Here is a 16,181-nt window from a genome sequence, read left to right as displayed (position 1 = left end):
TATGTACATAATAAAGCACATGCCTAATACTGAAACCAGACATGTGCTTTTTTTTTGCTTCATTGCCATGCTTTACTTCAAGCCACCTATCATGTCCTCCGGACGTACCCACTGATCAAATTGTTCTTCGGTGAGTAGTCCCAAAGACAAAGCAGATTCTTTCAGGGTCAGGTTTTCCTTATGTGCTTTTTTAGCAATCTTGGCTGCATTCTCGTATCCAATATGTGGATTGAGTGCGGTTACAAGCATCAAGGAATTGTTTACGTGCTTCTTAATGCCCTCGTAATTTGGTTCTATGCCTATAGCGCAATGATCGTTGAATGATACGCATGCATCACCCAATAACCTGGCCGATTGCAAGAAGTTACTTGCCATAAGGGGTTTGAACACATTGAGCTCATAATGTCCTGTGGCACCACCTATGGTAATGGCGACATCATTGCCCATGACCTGAGCGGCTACCATGGTCAAGGCCTCGCACTGCGTGGGGTTTACCTTGCCGGGCATGATGGAAGATCCGGGTTCGTTCTCTGGAATATAGATTTCACCTATGCCAGCACGGGGTCCGGAAGCCAACATCCGTACATCATTGGCAATCTTCATGAGCGATACTGCCAATTGTTTGAGGGCTCCATGGCTCTCCACAATGGCGTCGTGCGCTGCCAGGGCTTCAAATTTATTTTCGGCTGTCTTGAAAGGAAGTCCAGTGAAATCAGCAATGTATTTGGCCACAGCAACGTCATATCCCTTTGGGGTATTGATGCCGGTACCTACTGCAGTGCCGCCTAAGGCTAGTTCAGAAAGATGGTCTAGCGTGTTTCGCAAAGCTTTAAGACCGTGATTCAGCTGGGCAACATAACCGGAAAATTCTTGACCAAGCGTGAGAGGAGTAGCATCCATTAGGTGGGTACGTCCTATTTTTACAACGTCCTTGAATTTGTCCGATTTTTCCTTTAACGTGTCACGTAGTTTTTCCACACCAGGAATGGTGGTGTTGATGAGCATCTTATAGGCCGCAATATGCATGGCGGTAGGATAAGTATCGTTGGAAGATTGCGATTTGTTTACATCGTCGTTCGGATGTACAAAAGTCTTTCCTTCTCCCAGCTTATTTCCCTGAAGAACATGAGCCCGATTGGCAACCACCTCATTCACATTCATGTTCGACTGCGTGCCGGAACCTGTTTGCCAGATAACCAACGGAAACTCGTCGTCAAGCTTTCCTTCTAAAATTTCATCGCATACCTGCCCAATTAGGTCTCGTTTCTCAGCAGGCAACACGCCGGCATCCGTATTGGTATAGGCGGCCGCTTTCTTTAAATAGGCAAAAGCCTCGATGATTTCCTTTGGCATGGACCCTTCGGGGCCAATTCTGAAATTCTCGTGCGAACGTTCTGTCTGCGCTCCCCAGTATTTTTCTGCGGGAACCTTCACTTCGCCCATCGTATCTTTCTCTATTCTATATGACATAATGATTTATATTTTCAAATACCACAAAGGTATAAATATTCTCCAGAGGCACATAACGAATGTGTCTCTACTCCGTTACAAATTAAAAATGATTTTCAAACAATAATTCTTCAATTTAGGCATTTTATTTTTGAACGTTTATTTAAGCAAGAAACAATACCTGTGTCGAAACATCATTACTTCCCTCAAATCCTTTTTGCCTTATTTTTTATTATAGCAATAAACGCTTGTTCATCTACCGCAGAAAAGAAACAGAAAAAAGAACGCGAACAAGCTGTTACGGATAGTGTTAGATTGATCTATGATCATAAAAAAGCCGATAAGTCTCTCGATGAATTCATGCAAAAATTACATGCCAAATCGGCCTTTAACGGCAATGTACTGATTGCAAAGAAGGGAAAGATCATTTATGAGAATCACTTTGGTTGGGCGGATTATTTGCGAAAGGATAGTCTGAAAATGAGCTCCCAGTTTGAACTGGCTTCGGTGTCCAAGCCGCTGACAGCTACTGCCATCTTGTTGCTAGTACAACAAGGTAAGTTGAAACTGGATCAACAAGTGACGGATTTTTTCCCAGATTTCCCCTGGCCAGACATTACCATACGCCTTCTGCTGAGCCATCGATCTGGCTTGGTGAATTACATTTATTTTACCGATGACCTATGGCCCGACAAGAGTAAGGGCATGAGCAACAAGGATGCCATGAGCTTGCTGACAGAGCACAAGCCCAGTCCTTATGCCAAGCCAGATACCCGCTTTCATTACAACAATAGTAATTTCATGATTCTTGGATCCATCATCGAGAAAGTGAGCGGACAGTCGTTCACCGTATTTATGAAAGAACATATTTTTGATCCATTGGGGATGAAACATACAGCGGTATATTCCAAGGCAGACTATGATAAGATACCAACTAACGTTGTGGGACACGATAAGGTGTGGCGGCGGTCAGTGGTGCAGAACTTTCATGATGGGCCAGTAGGGGACAAGGGTATATACAGCACGGTGGAAGACCTGTTCTTGTTTGATCAGGCCTTGAAGGAGAGTCGTTTGCTGGATAAGGCTTTGCAAGACTCGGCATACGCTCCCCACAATAAATCCATGAAAGGGGTATTCAATTATGGCTATGGTTGGCGTACCTTTCAGCAAGGGGACGAACATATCGTATATCATACCGGTTGGTGGCACGGATTCCGAAACTTGTATGTACGAGATCTCCACAACGACGTTACCATCGTATTGCTGAGCAACATGGCAAATGGTAGCCTGCTCCATTTGGATGAGCTCTACAAGCTGCTAGGCATGCCGGTGGTACGTCAAGGTGCATATGACAGTCAGGGAGGCTATCATGGGGATGATTAAGACGTGTTCCATCCAAGCCTTAGGAGGGATGATTTGCTCTTGGCATATATATGCGTCCCCTGCTTTTCAGGCAAAACTTTTTTTCGTAGTTTTGTTTTAATATAGACTACAAAGCAGGATCATGTTCGACAAATTATTCCAAGCCCAGCAAATGGCGGAAGAAATCAAGAAAAGACTTGATTATATTACCGTGAATGGAGAGGCAGAAGGAGGGAAAATAAAAGTAACCGCCACTGCCAATAAAGAAGTGAAAAACATCAGCATTTCGCCAGATTACTTTGCGCAAGCCGATCTGGAAGAATTGGAAGAGCTGCTAGCCGTTGCCATAAACAAAGCGCTGCAACAGGCAGAAAGCATTAGCCAAGCCGAGATGCAGGCCGCAACGAAAGATATGCTCGGTGGCTTGGGTGGTATGTTTGGATAGGAGAAAGCATTCAGTTTTTTGACTTTTTAATTTTTACTTTTCAATATGAAAGCGACATATTATGGACATTCCACGGTAGAACTGGAATTAGTAGGTGCAAGTATTTTGTTCGACCCTTTTATCACTCCCAATGAAAAAGCCAATAATATCGATGTAGAAAGTCTCAATCCAGATTATATATTCTTGAGTCATGCGCATGAGGATCATGTAGCTGATTTGTTTGCCATCCAACAACAAAGTGGTGCAGAAGTAGCAGCCATTGTAGAAACTTCCGCATGGGCCAATAAAGGAGGGATACCTCAAGAAAAATTGCATCCTTTTAATTTTGGAGGAACTTTGAAGCTCAAGTTTGGAACGGCCAAAATGGTCTACGCCTTGCATACAAATGGAGCACCGGATGGAAGCTATGCTGGGCTGCCAGCAGGTTATGTCATCCATAGTGGTGACAAGAAAATTTACTTTGCCGGCGATACGGCGCTTACGCTTGAGATGAAGTTGTTAGAGGATGAGGCCTTGGATTGGGCGTTCCTGCCCATAGGAGGGCATTTTACCATGGACGTAGACGATGCCATCAAGGCTGCAAAGCTCATCAATTGCCAAAATATTATTGGTATCCACTATAATACATTTCCTCCTATCCAAATAGATAAAGAAGAGGCAATAGACAAGTTTGAAAAGGCAGGTTTACGGCTTTATCTCCCTTCAATAGGAGGCACTGTGTCCTTGTAAATGGAAGTGTTTTCGATAGCAATCAATGCCTGTTCTTGTAATTAATCCATATTCAGTTTAGAATATTTCCAAATAACAAAGCCCTTTCCCATAAGGCATTAATGAATATTTTTTTTATTAATTTCGCCTGCGCTCAGCTTAACACATTGTGCCCCTTTATACATCGAACAGTAAAGTCCAATATGTTAAGCCTTGGAGCATTGAATTAAAACATTGTCAGAGCGCACAGATCGAAAAACGTTATTGTAATTTATACAGGCCGGTATAGTGAAAGTGGCAGGGCGGCACTTGGTTAAAAAACTGCCTTTAAAAATCAAAAAACTATTATGAGTATATATCAAGATTATATCAAAGAAATCGAAGAACGGAAACAGCAAGGACTTCACCCAAAACCAATTGATGGAGCAGAACTGTTAAGCGAAATCATCGCACAACTTAAAGATTCTGATAACCCTTATAGAGAAGACTCTCTTAAATTTTTTATTTACAACACCTTGCCCGGAACTACTCCAGCTGCAGGTGTTAAGGCAAAATTCTTAAAAGAAATTATCCTTGGCCAATCTGTAGTAGAAGAAATTACACCTGCTTTTGCATTTGAGTTGTTATCGCACATGAAGGGCGGCCCTTCGATTGAAGTACTGCTTGATTTGGCATTAGGCAGCGATGCGGCCATTGCAAAAGAAGCTGCAGATGTGCTTAAGACACAAGTCTTTCTTTACGATGCGGACATAGCACGTCTAAAAGAGGCATTTGACAAGGGAAACGCCATTGCAAAAGAAATTCTTGAAAGCTATGCAAAGGCCGAGTTTTTCACTAAACTGCCCGAGGTGGCCGAAGAAATTAAAGTGGTTACTTTTATTGCCGGTGAGGGCGATATTTCAACTGACTTGCTTTCTCCGGGCAATCAAGCCCACTCGCGTTCCGATCGTGAACTTCACGGTAAGTGTATGATTTCTCCTAAAGCACAAGAAGAAATCAAAGCTTTACAAGCTCAACATCCTGATGCAAGCGTGATGTTGATTGCAGAGAAAGGCACAATGGGCGTGGGCTCATCCAGAATGTCTGGTGTAAACAATGTGGCATTGTGGACTGGCAAACAAGCTAGCCCCTATGTACCATTCGTCAATATTGCGCCAATTGTTGGTGGCACAAATGGCATTTCTCCTATTTTCCTTACCACCGTTGATGTTACCGGCGGCATTGGTATTGACCTGAAAAACTGGGTGAAAAAGCATGATGCAGAAGGCAAACTTGTTCGCGATGAAAATGGCGATCCTGTTCTCGAAGAGGTTTACTCGGTAGCTACGGGTACCGTTTTAACCATCAATACAAAAAATAAGAAATTATATAATGGGGACAAAGAGCTGATAGATATCTCTAAGTCGCTTACTCCTCAGAAAATGGAATTTATCAAAGCCGGTGGCTCTTATGCCATTGTATTTGGTAAAAAGATTCAAACGGTTGCAGCCAAGATTCTCGGTATAGCTATTCCTCCAGTATTTGCTCCATCAAAGGAAATCACTATTGAGGGACAAGGCCTTACGGCAGTTGAAAAAATATTCAATAAAAACGCTGTAGGCACCACGCCGGGAAAAGTGTTGCACGCCGGTTCGGATGTGCGTGTGGAGGTTAATATTGTGGGATCGCAAGATACAACCGGCCTGATGACTGCTCAGGAACTGGAGTCTATGGCAGCCACGGTTATTTCACCAATCGTTGATGGCGCTTATCAATCTGGCTGCCACACGGCCTCAGTATGGGATAAGAAAGCACAGGCAAACATTCCAAAATTGATGAAGTTTATGAACGACTTCGGTCTTATCACTGCCCGTGACCCGAAGGGTGTTTATCACTCCATGACTGATGTTATCCATAAGGTTCTTAACGACATTACGGTGGATGAATGGGCAATCATTATCGGTGGCGACTCGCATACAAGGATGTCTAAGGGTGTGGCTTTTGGTGCCGATTCAGGGACAGTTGCCCTTGCGTTGGCTACGGGGGAAGCTTCCATGCCAATACCTGAATCAGTGAAGGTTACCTTTAAAGGAGAGATGAAAGAGTACATGGATTTCCGCGACGTAGTTCATGCTACACAAGCGCAGATGCTTGAACAGTTTGGTGGGGAGAATGTCTTTCAAGGTCGGGTTATAGAGGTGCACATCGGAACCCTTCTCGCAGATCAGGCTTTCACATTTACGGACTGGACGGCAGAAATGAAAGCAAAAGCGTCCATCTGTATTTCTCAGGATGATACGTTGATCGAATCACTGGAGATTGCGAAAGGTAGAATCCAGATTATGATTGACAAAGGCATGGATAACGAGAGGCAGGTGCTTCAAGGCTTGATCAATAAAGCTGATAAAAGGATTGAGGAAATTAGATCAGGGGAAAAACCAGCTCTTACACCAGATGAGAACGCTAAGTATTATGCCGAAGTGGTCGTTGATCTTGATGTAATTAATGAGCCGATGATTGCTGATCCTGATGTGAACAATAAGGATGTTTCTAAGCGATACACGCACGATACTATCCGGACTTTGTCCTACTATGGTGGCGACAAAAAAGTGGACCTTGGTTTCGTAGGTTCTTGTATGGTTCACAAGGGAGATTTGAAAATTGTTTCTCAAATGCTCAGAAACTTAGAGAAACGGCAGGGTAAAGTTGAGTTTCATGCACCGTTGGTGGTTGCCGCTCCAACTTATAACATCATTGATGAACTGAAAGAAGAAGGGGATTGGGAATTGTTGGAGAAATATTCCGGTTTTGAGTTTGATGATCTCTTTCCCAAGAGTCAAGCACGTACAGAATACGAGAACATGATGTACCTGGAGCGTCCTGGTTGTAACCTTTGCATGGGTAATCAGGAAAAAGCAGCCAGGGGAGATACCGTACTCGCTACGTCGACCCGACTTTTCCAAGGAAGAGTTGTTGAAGATTCCGAGCGGAAAAAGGGAGAGTCCCTGCTCGCTTCTACCCCGGTCGTAGTGCTATCTGCAATACTTGGAAGAATTCCTAATTTGGAGGAATACGAGGCAGCAGTGGAAGGAATCAACCTGACGAAGTTTGTTCCTTCCAATAAGCAGTTGGTGCATTAGTAGAGCCGCCGAAATAACTCTTCTGGAAACTTTACCAAAGTTGCGCGCAAGGCCACAGCGCATGCAAACTTGGTAAAGTTTCCTTTTTTTTAACCGATATTTTACAACTAGCTAATAGCCAGTTAATATTTGTTTGTGAACTTGCATCCTGATAACACTACTATTAGGAGGAACTATGAGAAGATTGCAAGTGACACTAACAGTTGGCAACTGTGAGGTGAGTATTCAACAAGAAGGGAGTGATCTAGAATCATTTACCAGAAAGGTGAGGCAAATTGTAAATCAATTTACTCAGATGCCGCAATTTTTTGAAGAGGACGACATGGTGAAAACCCGCATCAATGAGGAGATAGAATATGATAGATTATGTGATAAATAGTGTATTTGTAACGATCTTATAAGCAGCGTCTTAGCTCTTTGCTCGTCTTTGCTAATTTCTGGCATTCCTTATAACAATCACAACAAAAAAAGTTTTTTCTTGCACTATTAAGAAATAATACATTATATTTATGCCGAATCAAAAACTTAAACTCAAGGATGTAGAAATGGGAGATTTTGACAAAGAGAGAGAAGAGGTATTTTCAAAAAAAATAAGGGCTGGAAAACGGACTTATTTTTTCGACGTTAAAGCGACAAGGTCCAATGACTATTACGTAACGATCACGGAAAGTAAGAAAAGAGTAGAAGATGGCTCTTTCATTAAGCACAAAATTTTCCTTTATAAAGAGGATTTCGAAAAGTTTTCAGAAGGTCTAAGCGAAACGGTAGAATATATTAAAGCGCATCAAGAAGTTGTTGAGAAGCGTTATGAATATAGTGAAAACGGTTACTCCGACAGCAAGGATGAAGATTTCTCTTATTAATTGATTTTAGGATATCGTCAGTGAAATAAGACTCATTATTAAAGTCATTTTATAGACCTCCATTATGGAGGTTTTTGTTTTTTATCGAATTTGGAAAATGAAATGGAAAGGAAAACCTACCGAAGGTAATATAGAAGATAGGCGCGGTGCCTCCGGTGGAAAGGGCATAGCCATTGGTGGTGGTTTAGGAGCTATTGTAATTGCCCTAATAGTTACGTTCCTAGGAGGCGATCCACAAGAGGTATTACAGCAGCTGCAAAATCAGCAAATTTCTACCGGCACTGATTCCATTGAGGAAACTCCTGAGGAAAAGGAAATGGTGGAATTTGTCAATGTGGTATTGACAAGCACAGACAAGTACTGGACGGGATATTTTGCTCAAGAAGGGCAAGAATATCAAAAGCCTGTATTAAGGCTCTTTAGGGAGCAAACCAATACGGAAGGATGTGGTCTTGGCTCGGCTGCTATGGGGCCTTTCTACTGCCCTCCAAGTCAAAGGGTCTTCCTTGATTTGGCCTTTTTCGACGAGCTCTCCAGCAGGTTTGGTGCGGAAGGGGATCTCGCCCGTGCCTATGTTATTGCACACGAAGTGGGACACCACGTACAAAATCTGAATGGCACCATGGCCAAGGTACAACGCTTGCGTCAGCAGCTAAGTGAGAGTGAATACAATAAAGTATCTGTCGCTTTGGAGCTGCAGGCCGATTTTCTAGCCGGTATGTGGGTGCGCTATGCCGATCAGACAGAGGATATGATAGAGAGTGGAGATATGGCCTCGGCCCTTCGAGCGGCTAGTGCGGTGGGAGATGATGCTTTGCAAAAGCAGGCTCAAGGATACGTGGTTCCAGAGTCTTTCACGCATGGTACTTCAGAACAGCGGGTACGCTCTTTCAAACGTGGTTACGAGACGGGGGATCTTTCTAAGAGCGATAGCTTTGAAGGCCTGGAATAAGGGCGGTTTTTCCTTGGCAAGCTATTTATTTTGCCTCATCCAGTTTAATTTCCCTTTTCTCTCTCTATCTTGATACCATTTATGACAATGCCCATTTCAGGGGGTATTCTAGGTGTTATTTGAAGATGGATTTTTAACTGATCATCTATGAATACTTCTTGATCCGTGTCAAAGGAAGGTATCCAGTAAGGGATACCTATCAAAATCCTTTCTAACAAACCGCGCACTTCATCGATATTTTCATATCCTTGTACGACTTCAACATTGTCCGCCTCGCCTTGTTTCTTGACGTCCAAATCCACGGTGATATCCTGTATACCATATTGGGAAAAGTCGAACCTGGATAATGCTTTTTCAAGTCTAAGAGCAATGAAAAGGGGAAAGTCCTCATGTTCGTCTACGGAGCAATCTTTTGCCATCATTGCATCGGCCCTACCGATATAGACCTGTGGCCCCACTTGAATTCTTGAAGTGCCATACCTTTCGTCTTCCCATAGATCGTAGCCATAGCGCAAATTTTGCTTGCTATCGTAATATTCGTACGCAGCCTCGCTACGGGAGCCATCGGCAAAGACATAGTTGATGGTCCACATGCCCTTTGGGATCCCGTTTTGAACACTGCCCTTATATTCTATGTATTGATATCCATATTCGTTGAAGCCTCTTACCTTAGTAGCAAAGTCATATTTGCCATTGCCATTTGTGACGCGCTGACGTCCTCTCTCGTCCCAGAAATTTTTTAGCTTCACATCGTTTTCACCATACAACAGTTCCATTAAGGGCTTGCCATCAGGGTAATTGAAACGCCAAAGTCCCCTAGGTTCATTGTTCTCAAAGGATGCCTGCCATTGAATAACCCCATTGGCAAAATAGGCGGTAAAAAGGCTGTCTTTCTGTCCGTTGACATATTGGCCCTCCAAAATAAGCCTGCCATCTTGGTCATAGTCGGCAAATGGGCCTATAAAACCTACTTTCGAGCGGTAATTGCCGATGCGTTCAAAAGCGAAATATTCACAGTCTTTGTCTACAAGGTAGTAGCCATCGTCATAGTAAAAATGGATCATGCCGTCATCTGAACGCTCATAATAAGTGCTCTTTGATGAAACTTGAGAGATAGTACTACTGTCTGCCTGTTGCGCAGACAAGTCGAAGGTGACCGCAAATAAATTTATGGAGATTATGATGATGAACCAACGTGTCATTTTTGCTTTTTTGATTTTCACTTTCCATTGTCACGGCGCGACGAATCCATTCAGGGGGCCTTCAATACGGCATCTTATACCCAACAACGCATCCCGATATATGCCTGAAATTCGCTTCATTAAGTAACTCAGTGCGCTTCCAACCAATTTTTGCCTTCTCCAATCTCTACCACAATGGGGACCTGAAGCTTAAGGGCTGTTTTCATGCGATGCTCGATAAGTTGTCTGAAGCTTTCCACTTCTGCCTTAGGCACGTCAAATACCAGTTCATCGTGCACTTGCATGGTCATTTTCCCCTGGAGTCCCTGTGTCAGTATATCTCTATGGATATTGATCATAGCTATTTTGATAAGGTCTGCCGCCGAGCCTTGAATAGGGGCATTGATGGCGTTGCGCTCTGCAAAGCCCCTCACCGTGGCATTGGCCGAATTGATATCCCTAAGGTAACGCCTACGGCCCATTAATGTTTGTACATAGCCATGCTCCTTGGCAAAGGCGATGGTTTTTTCCATGTAGTCCTTAATGCCAGCATATTGTAGGTAGTATTCGTCTATGATGGCCTTTGCTTCCGTACGCGCTATGCCCAGGGTCTGTGATAGACCAAAGGCAGACTGTCCGTAGATGATGCCAAAGTTGACGGCCTTGGCGTTGCGGCGCTGTTCGGGAGTGACATTTTCTAACGCAAGGCCATATACCCTTGCAGCCGTAGCACGGTGAATATCCAGGTTGGCGTCAAATGCTTCCAGCATGTGCTTGTCTTGGCTCATCTCGGCAATGAGGCGAAGTTCTATTTGCGAATAGTCGGCAGATAAAATCACGTGGTCCTCGTCGCGAGCGATGAATGCCTTGCGCACTTCGCGCCCCCTTTCCGTGCGTATGGGGATGTTTTGTAGATTGGGATTATTGGAACTCAACCTGCCCGTGGCGGCCACGGCCTGATTATAGGACGTATGCACCCTGCCGGTCCTGTTGTTGATCAGCTTGGGTAGCGCGTCTACGTAGGTAGACTTGAGTTTTTGCAGCTGCCTGAAATCCAGTATATCCCGTACGATATCGCTTTTGTGGGCCAAAGCCAGCAAGACATCTTCGCCCGTCTGGTATTGCCCTGTTTTAGTCTTTTTGGCTTTGGCATCTAGTTGCAATTTGTCGAAAAGTACTTCGCCCAACTGCTTGGGTGATGCGATATTGAAGTGCACACCCGCCTTGTCGTAGATAGTCTTTTCCAAAACGAGCACGTCCCGTTCTATTTCGATGGAAAATTCTTGCAAAGCGGGCACGTCTATGCGAACACCCTCTCGTTCCATATCGGCCAGGACATAGACTAGCGGAAATTCCACATTGGTCGCCAGCTCCCGAGCATTTACTTCTTTCAGCATAGGGTCAAACACCTCATAGAGCTGCAACGTGATGTCGGCATCCTCAGCGGCGTAGTCGCTTACCAAGGCAGGGTCCACATCGGCCATATTCTTTTGTCCTTTTCCTTTCGGCCCGATGAGTTCGGTGATGGAAACAGGAGTATAGCCCAGGTAATTTTCGGACAATACGTCCATGCCATGCCTCGTTTCCGGATCGATGAGGTAGTGGGCCAACATGGTATCGAACAATTGGCCCTGGACACGTATGCCGTACCAGCTCAAAACCAAAATATCGTATTTGAGGTTTTGGCCTATCTTGGCAATATTGGGATCTTCCAATATGACCTTGAAATGCATCAATATGTCGCTGCAGGCCTGTCTTTCCAGGGACACCGGCACATAATAGGCCTTGCCTGCCTGCACGGAAAAACTGAGACCTACCAAATCGACGTCATTGGCATCCATGCCGGTCGTTTCCGTATCGAAGCAGATTTTATTTTGACTCCGTAATAGCAACAACAATTCTTCTATTTGTTGCTCGGTCTGCACCAGTATATATTCATGGGCGGTATTGCCTATGTTTTTGCCTGCTTGAGGAACCTCATAAGACGTATATTTGTGTTCGGCGGGGGGCGTGAGAGCTTGTCCAAATAGATCCATTTGCCCATGAGCATCCACTTTCGCCTCCGGTACGCTAAAGCCCTCGCCAAAGACACGCCTGCCCAATGTCCTAAACTCCAGTTCGGCAAAAAGGGGCTCCAGCAGTTCTTTGCTCGGTTCCTTCAACAATAGGTCGTCCTCGTCCAGTGCTACAGGAACGTCTAATAATATAGTTGCCAATTTTTTGGAAATCAACGCCTGTTCGGCAAAGATCGTCACATTCTCCTGTTGCTTACCCTTCAGCTTGTCCACATTGGCTATAAGGCCTTCCACCGAGTCGTACTCCGCAATCAGTTTTTTGGCCGTCTTTTCTCCAATTCCAGGTACTCCAGGGATATTATCCACCGCATCGCCCCATAGTCCCAATATGTCGATAACCTGTTCCACGCGTTGGATCTCCCACTTTTCCAATACTTCCTTGACGCCCAGTATCTCGGCGCCGTTACCCATACGTGCCGGTTTGTAGATCTTGATACGATCGGAAACCAGTTGTGCAAAATCCTTGTCCGGGGTCATGCAGAACACTTCGTAGCCTTTGTTTTCGGCCTCTTTGGCCAGCGTGCCGATGATGTCGTCGGCTTCGTAGCCATCCTTGGTGATAATAGGTATGTTGAATCCTTCTATCAGCTTGAATATATAGGGAATGGCAGCAGCCAAATCTTCGGGCATGGTTTCGCGTTGCGCCTTATAAGCTTCAAACTCCGTATGCCTTGCCGTAGGTGCCTCGGTGTCAAATACGACGGCAATATGGGTGGGCTGTTGGTTTTTAATGACTTCCAATAAGGTGTTCGTAAAGCCCATAATGGCCGATGTGTTCAACCCCGTAGAGGTAAAACGTGGATTTTTGCTCAAGGCAAAATACGCCCTATAGATCAGCGCCATCCCATCCAGTAAATATAGTTTCTTCATGTAATATCAAATATTGTCTCAAGAAGTGCACAACAAAAATCCCATTTGAACAAAAAAAGCAGATTGCTTCTTCATTACATTCATCGCAATGACGCTTTTTTTGTTCGCCAGATTGCTTGCCATCCAATCTCGCAGTGACGGCTGACCGTAAGCGGAAACTTGTCGTACACCCTGCCTCAAGGGTTGCTATCGACAAAGTTAAAAGAATAGCGGGGAAGCATACATAATAAAGACTTTTTTTCTGAAAAATGTCATACTGTTATACATTTTATGGTATTTTTTAAAAAGCTGAAACAAACGGCGTAGAATTGTATTTTGACATTGACCTCGTGCCTTTAATATCAACGAGCGTTTCTTACTTTTAAATTTTTACTTTTTATTTTTGATCATGGCAAAACTTTTTGAACCCATTCAATTAAAATCGATTCACCTGAAAAACCGCATAGTGGTATCTCCCATGTGCCAGTACAGCGCAGTTGATGGATATGCCAACAATTGGCATTTGGTACATCTGGGCAGCCGGGCAGTGGGCGGTGCCGGCCTGGTTATATCGGAAGCGACTGCGGTATCGCCAGAAGGGAGGATCTCTCCAGAGGACTTGGGCATATGGGAAGATGGACATATCGACAAGTTGCGTGAGATAACATCTTTTATTAAGGAAAATGGTGCCGTAGCAGGTATTCAATTGGCACATGCAGGCCGCAAGGCCTCTACCTATGCGGAATGGCGGGGCAAAGGCAAGGTCGTTGAGGCTGATGGTGGATGGCAGCCAGTGGGACCTTCAGCATTGGCCTTTGCGGATGATTATGCCGTGCCGACAGTGCTTGATCAGGAAGGGATAGAAAAGGTGAAGGCCGATTTTGGCGAAGCCGCCCGACGTGCACTCCTAGCTGGCTTTGAAGTGCTGGAAATACATGCCGCTCACGGTTATCTGTTGTACGAGTTTCTGTCGCCCCTAAGCAATCAACGTACAGACGCCTATGGTGGGAGTTTTGACAATAGAATCAGGCTATTGCTGGAAGTATTGCGAGCAGTGCAAGGTCAATGGCCGTCGCATCTGCCTATTTTTGTCCGTATTTCTGCCACGGAATGGACAGATGGCGGCTGGGATTTGGAGCAGACCGTTGCTTTAGCGAAAATCCTGAAAGAAAGAGGAGTAGATGTCATAGATGCTTCTTCGGGAGGCAATGTGGCCGACGCGAAGATACCCATTGGGGCTGGGTATCAGGTTCCTTTCGCCTCGGCCGTCAAAAAACAAGTAGGAATAACAACAGGTGCCGTAGGCCTTATCACCAGTGCCGCACAGGCCGAGACCATACTGGTCAATCGGGATGCCGACCTCATATTTTTAGCGCGTGAGCTTTTGCGCAATCCCTACTGGCCCTTGCATGCCGCCAAGGAGCTGCATGTAGATCTTGCCTGGCCAAATCAGTACCGGAGAGCAAAATAAAAGATGAATGGATTTAAGCGGACTACGGCTTTGAAAAATGAACAGCGTAGTCTTCAGGCTACGAATCCATTGGCTAGTCCTGAGTCTCTGGCACACCGCCAACCCGACAGACTCAGGACAGTATCGTTGGGCAGCTAGTCGGTCTCACAACTGGCAACTCACAACTGGCAACTCACAACCCACAACTATTCAAGTCCACTTACCGCACTGCCGGCATTTCTAGATAATCGCAGGTAACCCGCATTGGCTATGATACCTAAGATGCCCAATGCTATAAACGCCAATTGGAAGTCTGCCAATTGGGCTTCTCCTTGCGTATGGTGATAGGCACCGGCAAGATGCAGTGCCAGCGCTCCTATGGCTACGCCGACGCCCGTGGCAATTTTCTGTGCCGTGCTGAAGATGGTATTGGCATTGGACATTTGCGTCTGGTCAATATCCGCAAAAGCTAATGTGGCTAAGCTGCTAAACTGCAGGGACCTGAACATGCCCCAAAATAGCATGTTGATGACAATGACCCATATGGGCGTGTCGGGAAATATAAATGAAAAGGCATAGGTGGATACCGCCAGCAATAGTCCATTGCAAATAAGCACATGCTTGAAGCCGAAATGCCGTGTAATCCATATGGTAGCCGGTTTCATCCCGAGGTTGCCTACCATGCCAATTAGATACAGCATCCCCGAATGAAAGGCAGACATGCCCAAGCCTACTTGAAACAGCAAAGGCAATAGGAAGGGAGACGACCAGATAACGATACGGGATAACGATCCCGTGGTCACCGTGGTGCGAAAGGTAGTCACCTTAAAGACCTTATAGTCTATCAATGGTTTGTCTATTTTACCAGAGTGCCATATGTTGAACAGCAGTGCGGCGATGCTGAGCACAAGAATGGTGAGTGCCAGGCTATAGGATGTATGAGACTTGCCTAGCAGGTCTAAGCTATACATGAAGCCCGCCATGGCCAAGCCGCTGAAAGCAAAACCGGTGATATCCAGTGGAACACGCGATCGCTCAGACGTATTCTTTATAAAACGCCAAGTGAGGTATACGCCTGCGGCGCCCAAAGGCACATTGAGCAGGAATATCCAGTGCCATGAAAAGTACGTGGTAATGAACCCTCCAAGCGGAGGCCCCAACACGGGAGCCACCAGGGCAGGCCACGTGATATAGGCTATGGCGGTAAGTAGATCTTTCTTCTGTGTATTGTTCAAAACGGCTAGACGTCCTACAGGCACCATCAATGCACCGGCAGTTCCTTGTACAATGCGCGATATGGTGAATTGCAACATGCTTTGGCTAAAAGCGCAAGCAATGGATGAAAGCGTAAAAAATATGATGGCCGTGCCAAACACATCCCGCACGCCGTATCTATCGGCTATCCATCCGCTTACCGGGACAAAGACAGCTTGGGCTATCAGATAGGCGGTAATCCCAAGGCTCATATCGCCAGCTTCCACGCCGAAAGCCGTAGCGATATCCGGCAATGCGGTGGCAATGACCGTACTGTCCAGGTTTTCCATGAACAGGGCAGAAGCGACGATAAGGGAAACTGTTAGTGAGTTTTTTGATATTTTGGGCCGAGATGGCGGTACCGAATTTATCATGGCCTGCAAAATAGCAAATTATTTACCTGCAAACCAATTTTTGGACGGCTTGTTGTCGCATGTAAATGGAATGATATCATTTATTCATCAGAAATTTTTA

General features: G+C 45.1%; 12 protein-coding genes. 8 read left to right on the top strand and 4 right to left on the bottom strand.

Annotation, left to right across the window (positions count from 1 at the left end):
• Positions 1–72: 72 nt before the first annotated feature.
• Complete coding sequence (fumC, locus tag A37S_RS0104035) at positions 73–1,470, bottom strand: class II fumarate hydratase (RefSeq protein ID WP_028295872.1); 1,398 nt, start codon at positions 1,468–1,470, stop codon at positions 73–75.
• Positions 1,471–1,632: 162 nt separating this feature from the next.
• Here fumC and A37S_RS0104030 point away from each other — a divergent pair, with 162 nt between their 5' ends.
• The 7 genes from A37S_RS0104030 (at position 1,633) to ypfJ (ending at position 8,898) form a co-directional block, all read left to right on the top strand.
• Positions 1,633–2,832 (top strand): serine hydrolase domain-containing protein, encoded by a 1,200-nt coding sequence (locus A37S_RS0104030; RefSeq protein ID WP_036601155.1) that lies wholly within the window; start codon positions 1,633–1,635, stop codon positions 2,830–2,832.
• A gap of 121 nt (positions 2,833–2,953) precedes the next feature.
• Positions 2,954–3,256: a YbaB/EbfC family nucleoid-associated protein gene (locus A37S_RS0104025; RefSeq protein WP_028295870.1), complete on the top strand. Its 303-nt coding sequence runs from the start codon at positions 2,954–2,956 to the stop codon at positions 3,254–3,256.
• Positions 3,257–3,301: 45 nt separating this feature from the next.
• Entirely contained in the window at positions 3,302–3,985 is a 684-nt protein-coding gene (locus A37S_RS0104020; protein ID WP_028295869.1) for a metal-dependent hydrolase, read from the top strand.
• Between the two features lie 326 nt (positions 3,986–4,311).
• A complete protein-coding gene (locus A37S_RS0104015) occupies positions 4,312–7,083 on the top strand; it encodes a bifunctional aconitate hydratase 2/2-methylisocitrate dehydratase (protein ID WP_028295868.1) in 2,772 nt (923 codons plus the stop codon).
• Between the two features lie 190 nt (positions 7,084–7,273).
• Positions 7,274–7,462, top strand: a complete 189-nt coding sequence (locus tag A37S_RS27405; RefSeq protein WP_169719430.1) for a hypothetical protein — start codon at positions 7,274–7,276, stop codon at positions 7,460–7,462.
• A 166-nt stretch (positions 7,463–7,628) separates the two neighbouring features.
• Entirely contained in the window at positions 7,629–7,946 is a 318-nt protein-coding gene (locus tag A37S_RS0104005) for a DUF3276 family protein (protein ID WP_028295866.1), read from the top strand.
• A 97-nt stretch (positions 7,947–8,043) separates the two neighbouring features.
• Complete coding sequence (gene ypfJ / locus A37S_RS0104000; protein WP_028295865.1) at positions 8,044–8,898, top strand: KPN_02809 family neutral zinc metallopeptidase; 855 nt, start codon at positions 8,044–8,046, stop codon at positions 8,896–8,898.
• A gap of 44 nt (positions 8,899–8,942) precedes the next feature.
• Here the strand turns inward: ypfJ and A37S_RS0103995 are convergent, their stop codons facing one another.
• On the bottom strand, positions 8,943–10,121 hold the full coding sequence (locus A37S_RS0103995) for a toxin-antitoxin system YwqK family antitoxin (protein ID WP_028295864.1): 1,179 nt from the start codon (positions 10,119–10,121) through the stop codon (positions 8,943–8,945).
• 107 nt (positions 10,122–10,228) lie between these two features.
• Complete coding sequence (gene polA, locus A37S_RS0103990) at positions 10,229–13,024, bottom strand: DNA polymerase I (RefSeq protein ID WP_028295863.1); 2,796 nt, start codon at positions 13,022–13,024, stop codon at positions 10,229–10,231.
• Between the two features lie 388 nt (positions 13,025–13,412).
• Here polA and A37S_RS0103985 point away from each other — a divergent pair, with 388 nt between their 5' ends.
• Positions 13,413–14,474: an NADH:flavin oxidoreductase/NADH oxidase gene (locus A37S_RS0103985; RefSeq protein ID WP_028295862.1), complete on the top strand. Its 1,062-nt coding sequence runs from the start codon at positions 13,413–13,415 to the stop codon at positions 14,472–14,474.
• A 185-nt stretch (positions 14,475–14,659) separates the two neighbouring features.
• Here A37S_RS0103985 and A37S_RS0103980 read toward each other — a convergent pair whose 3' ends face one another.
• On the bottom strand, positions 14,660–16,081 hold the full coding sequence (locus A37S_RS0103980; RefSeq protein WP_036601151.1) for a DHA2 family efflux MFS transporter permease subunit: 1,422 nt from the start codon (positions 16,079–16,081) through the stop codon (positions 14,660–14,662).
• Positions 16,082–16,181 lie beyond the last annotated feature (100 nt).

This window comes from Olivibacter sitiensis DSM 17696 (assembly GCF_000427965.1).
In the GTDB taxonomy this organism is placed as follows: Bacteria; Bacteroidota; Bacteroidia; order Sphingobacteriales; family Sphingobacteriaceae; genus Olivibacter; species Olivibacter sitiensis.
Note: the sequence above shows the minus strand (reverse complement) of the source record. Positions and strands in the feature narration are given on the sequence as shown.

What these genes read in the sequence shown, in the direction of transcription:
- fumC (WP_028295872.1), bottom strand. Translation starts at nt 1,470, where the DNA reads ATGTCATATAGAATAGAGAAAGATACGATGGGCGAAGTGAAGGTTCCC.
- A37S_RS0104025 (WP_028295870.1), top strand. Translation starts at nt 2,954, where the DNA reads ATGTTCGACAAATTATTCCAAGCCCAGCAAATGGCGGAAGAAATCAAG.
- A37S_RS0104020 (WP_028295869.1), top strand. Translation starts at nt 3,302, where the DNA reads ATGAAAGCGACATATTATGGACATTCCACGGTAGAACTGGAATTAGTA.
- A37S_RS0104015 (WP_028295868.1), top strand. Translation starts at nt 4,312, where the DNA reads ATGAGTATATATCAAGATTATATCAAAGAAATCGAAGAACGGAAACAG.
- A37S_RS0104005 (WP_028295866.1), top strand. Translation starts at nt 7,629, where the DNA reads ATGGGAGATTTTGACAAAGAGAGAGAAGAGGTATTTTCAAAAAAAATA.
- ypfJ (WP_028295865.1), top strand. Translation starts at nt 8,044, where the DNA reads ATGAAATGGAAAGGAAAACCTACCGAAGGTAATATAGAAGATAGGCGC.
- polA (WP_028295863.1), bottom strand. Translation starts at nt 13,024, where the DNA reads ATGAAGAAACTATATTTACTGGATGGGATGGCGCTGATCTATAGGGCG.
- A37S_RS0103985 (WP_028295862.1), top strand. Translation starts at nt 13,413, where the DNA reads ATGGCAAAACTTTTTGAACCCATTCAATTAAAATCGATTCACCTGAAA.
- A37S_RS0103980 (WP_036601151.1), bottom strand. Translation starts at nt 16,081, where the DNA reads ATGATAAATTCGGTACCGCCATCTCGGCCCAAAATATCAAAAAACTCA.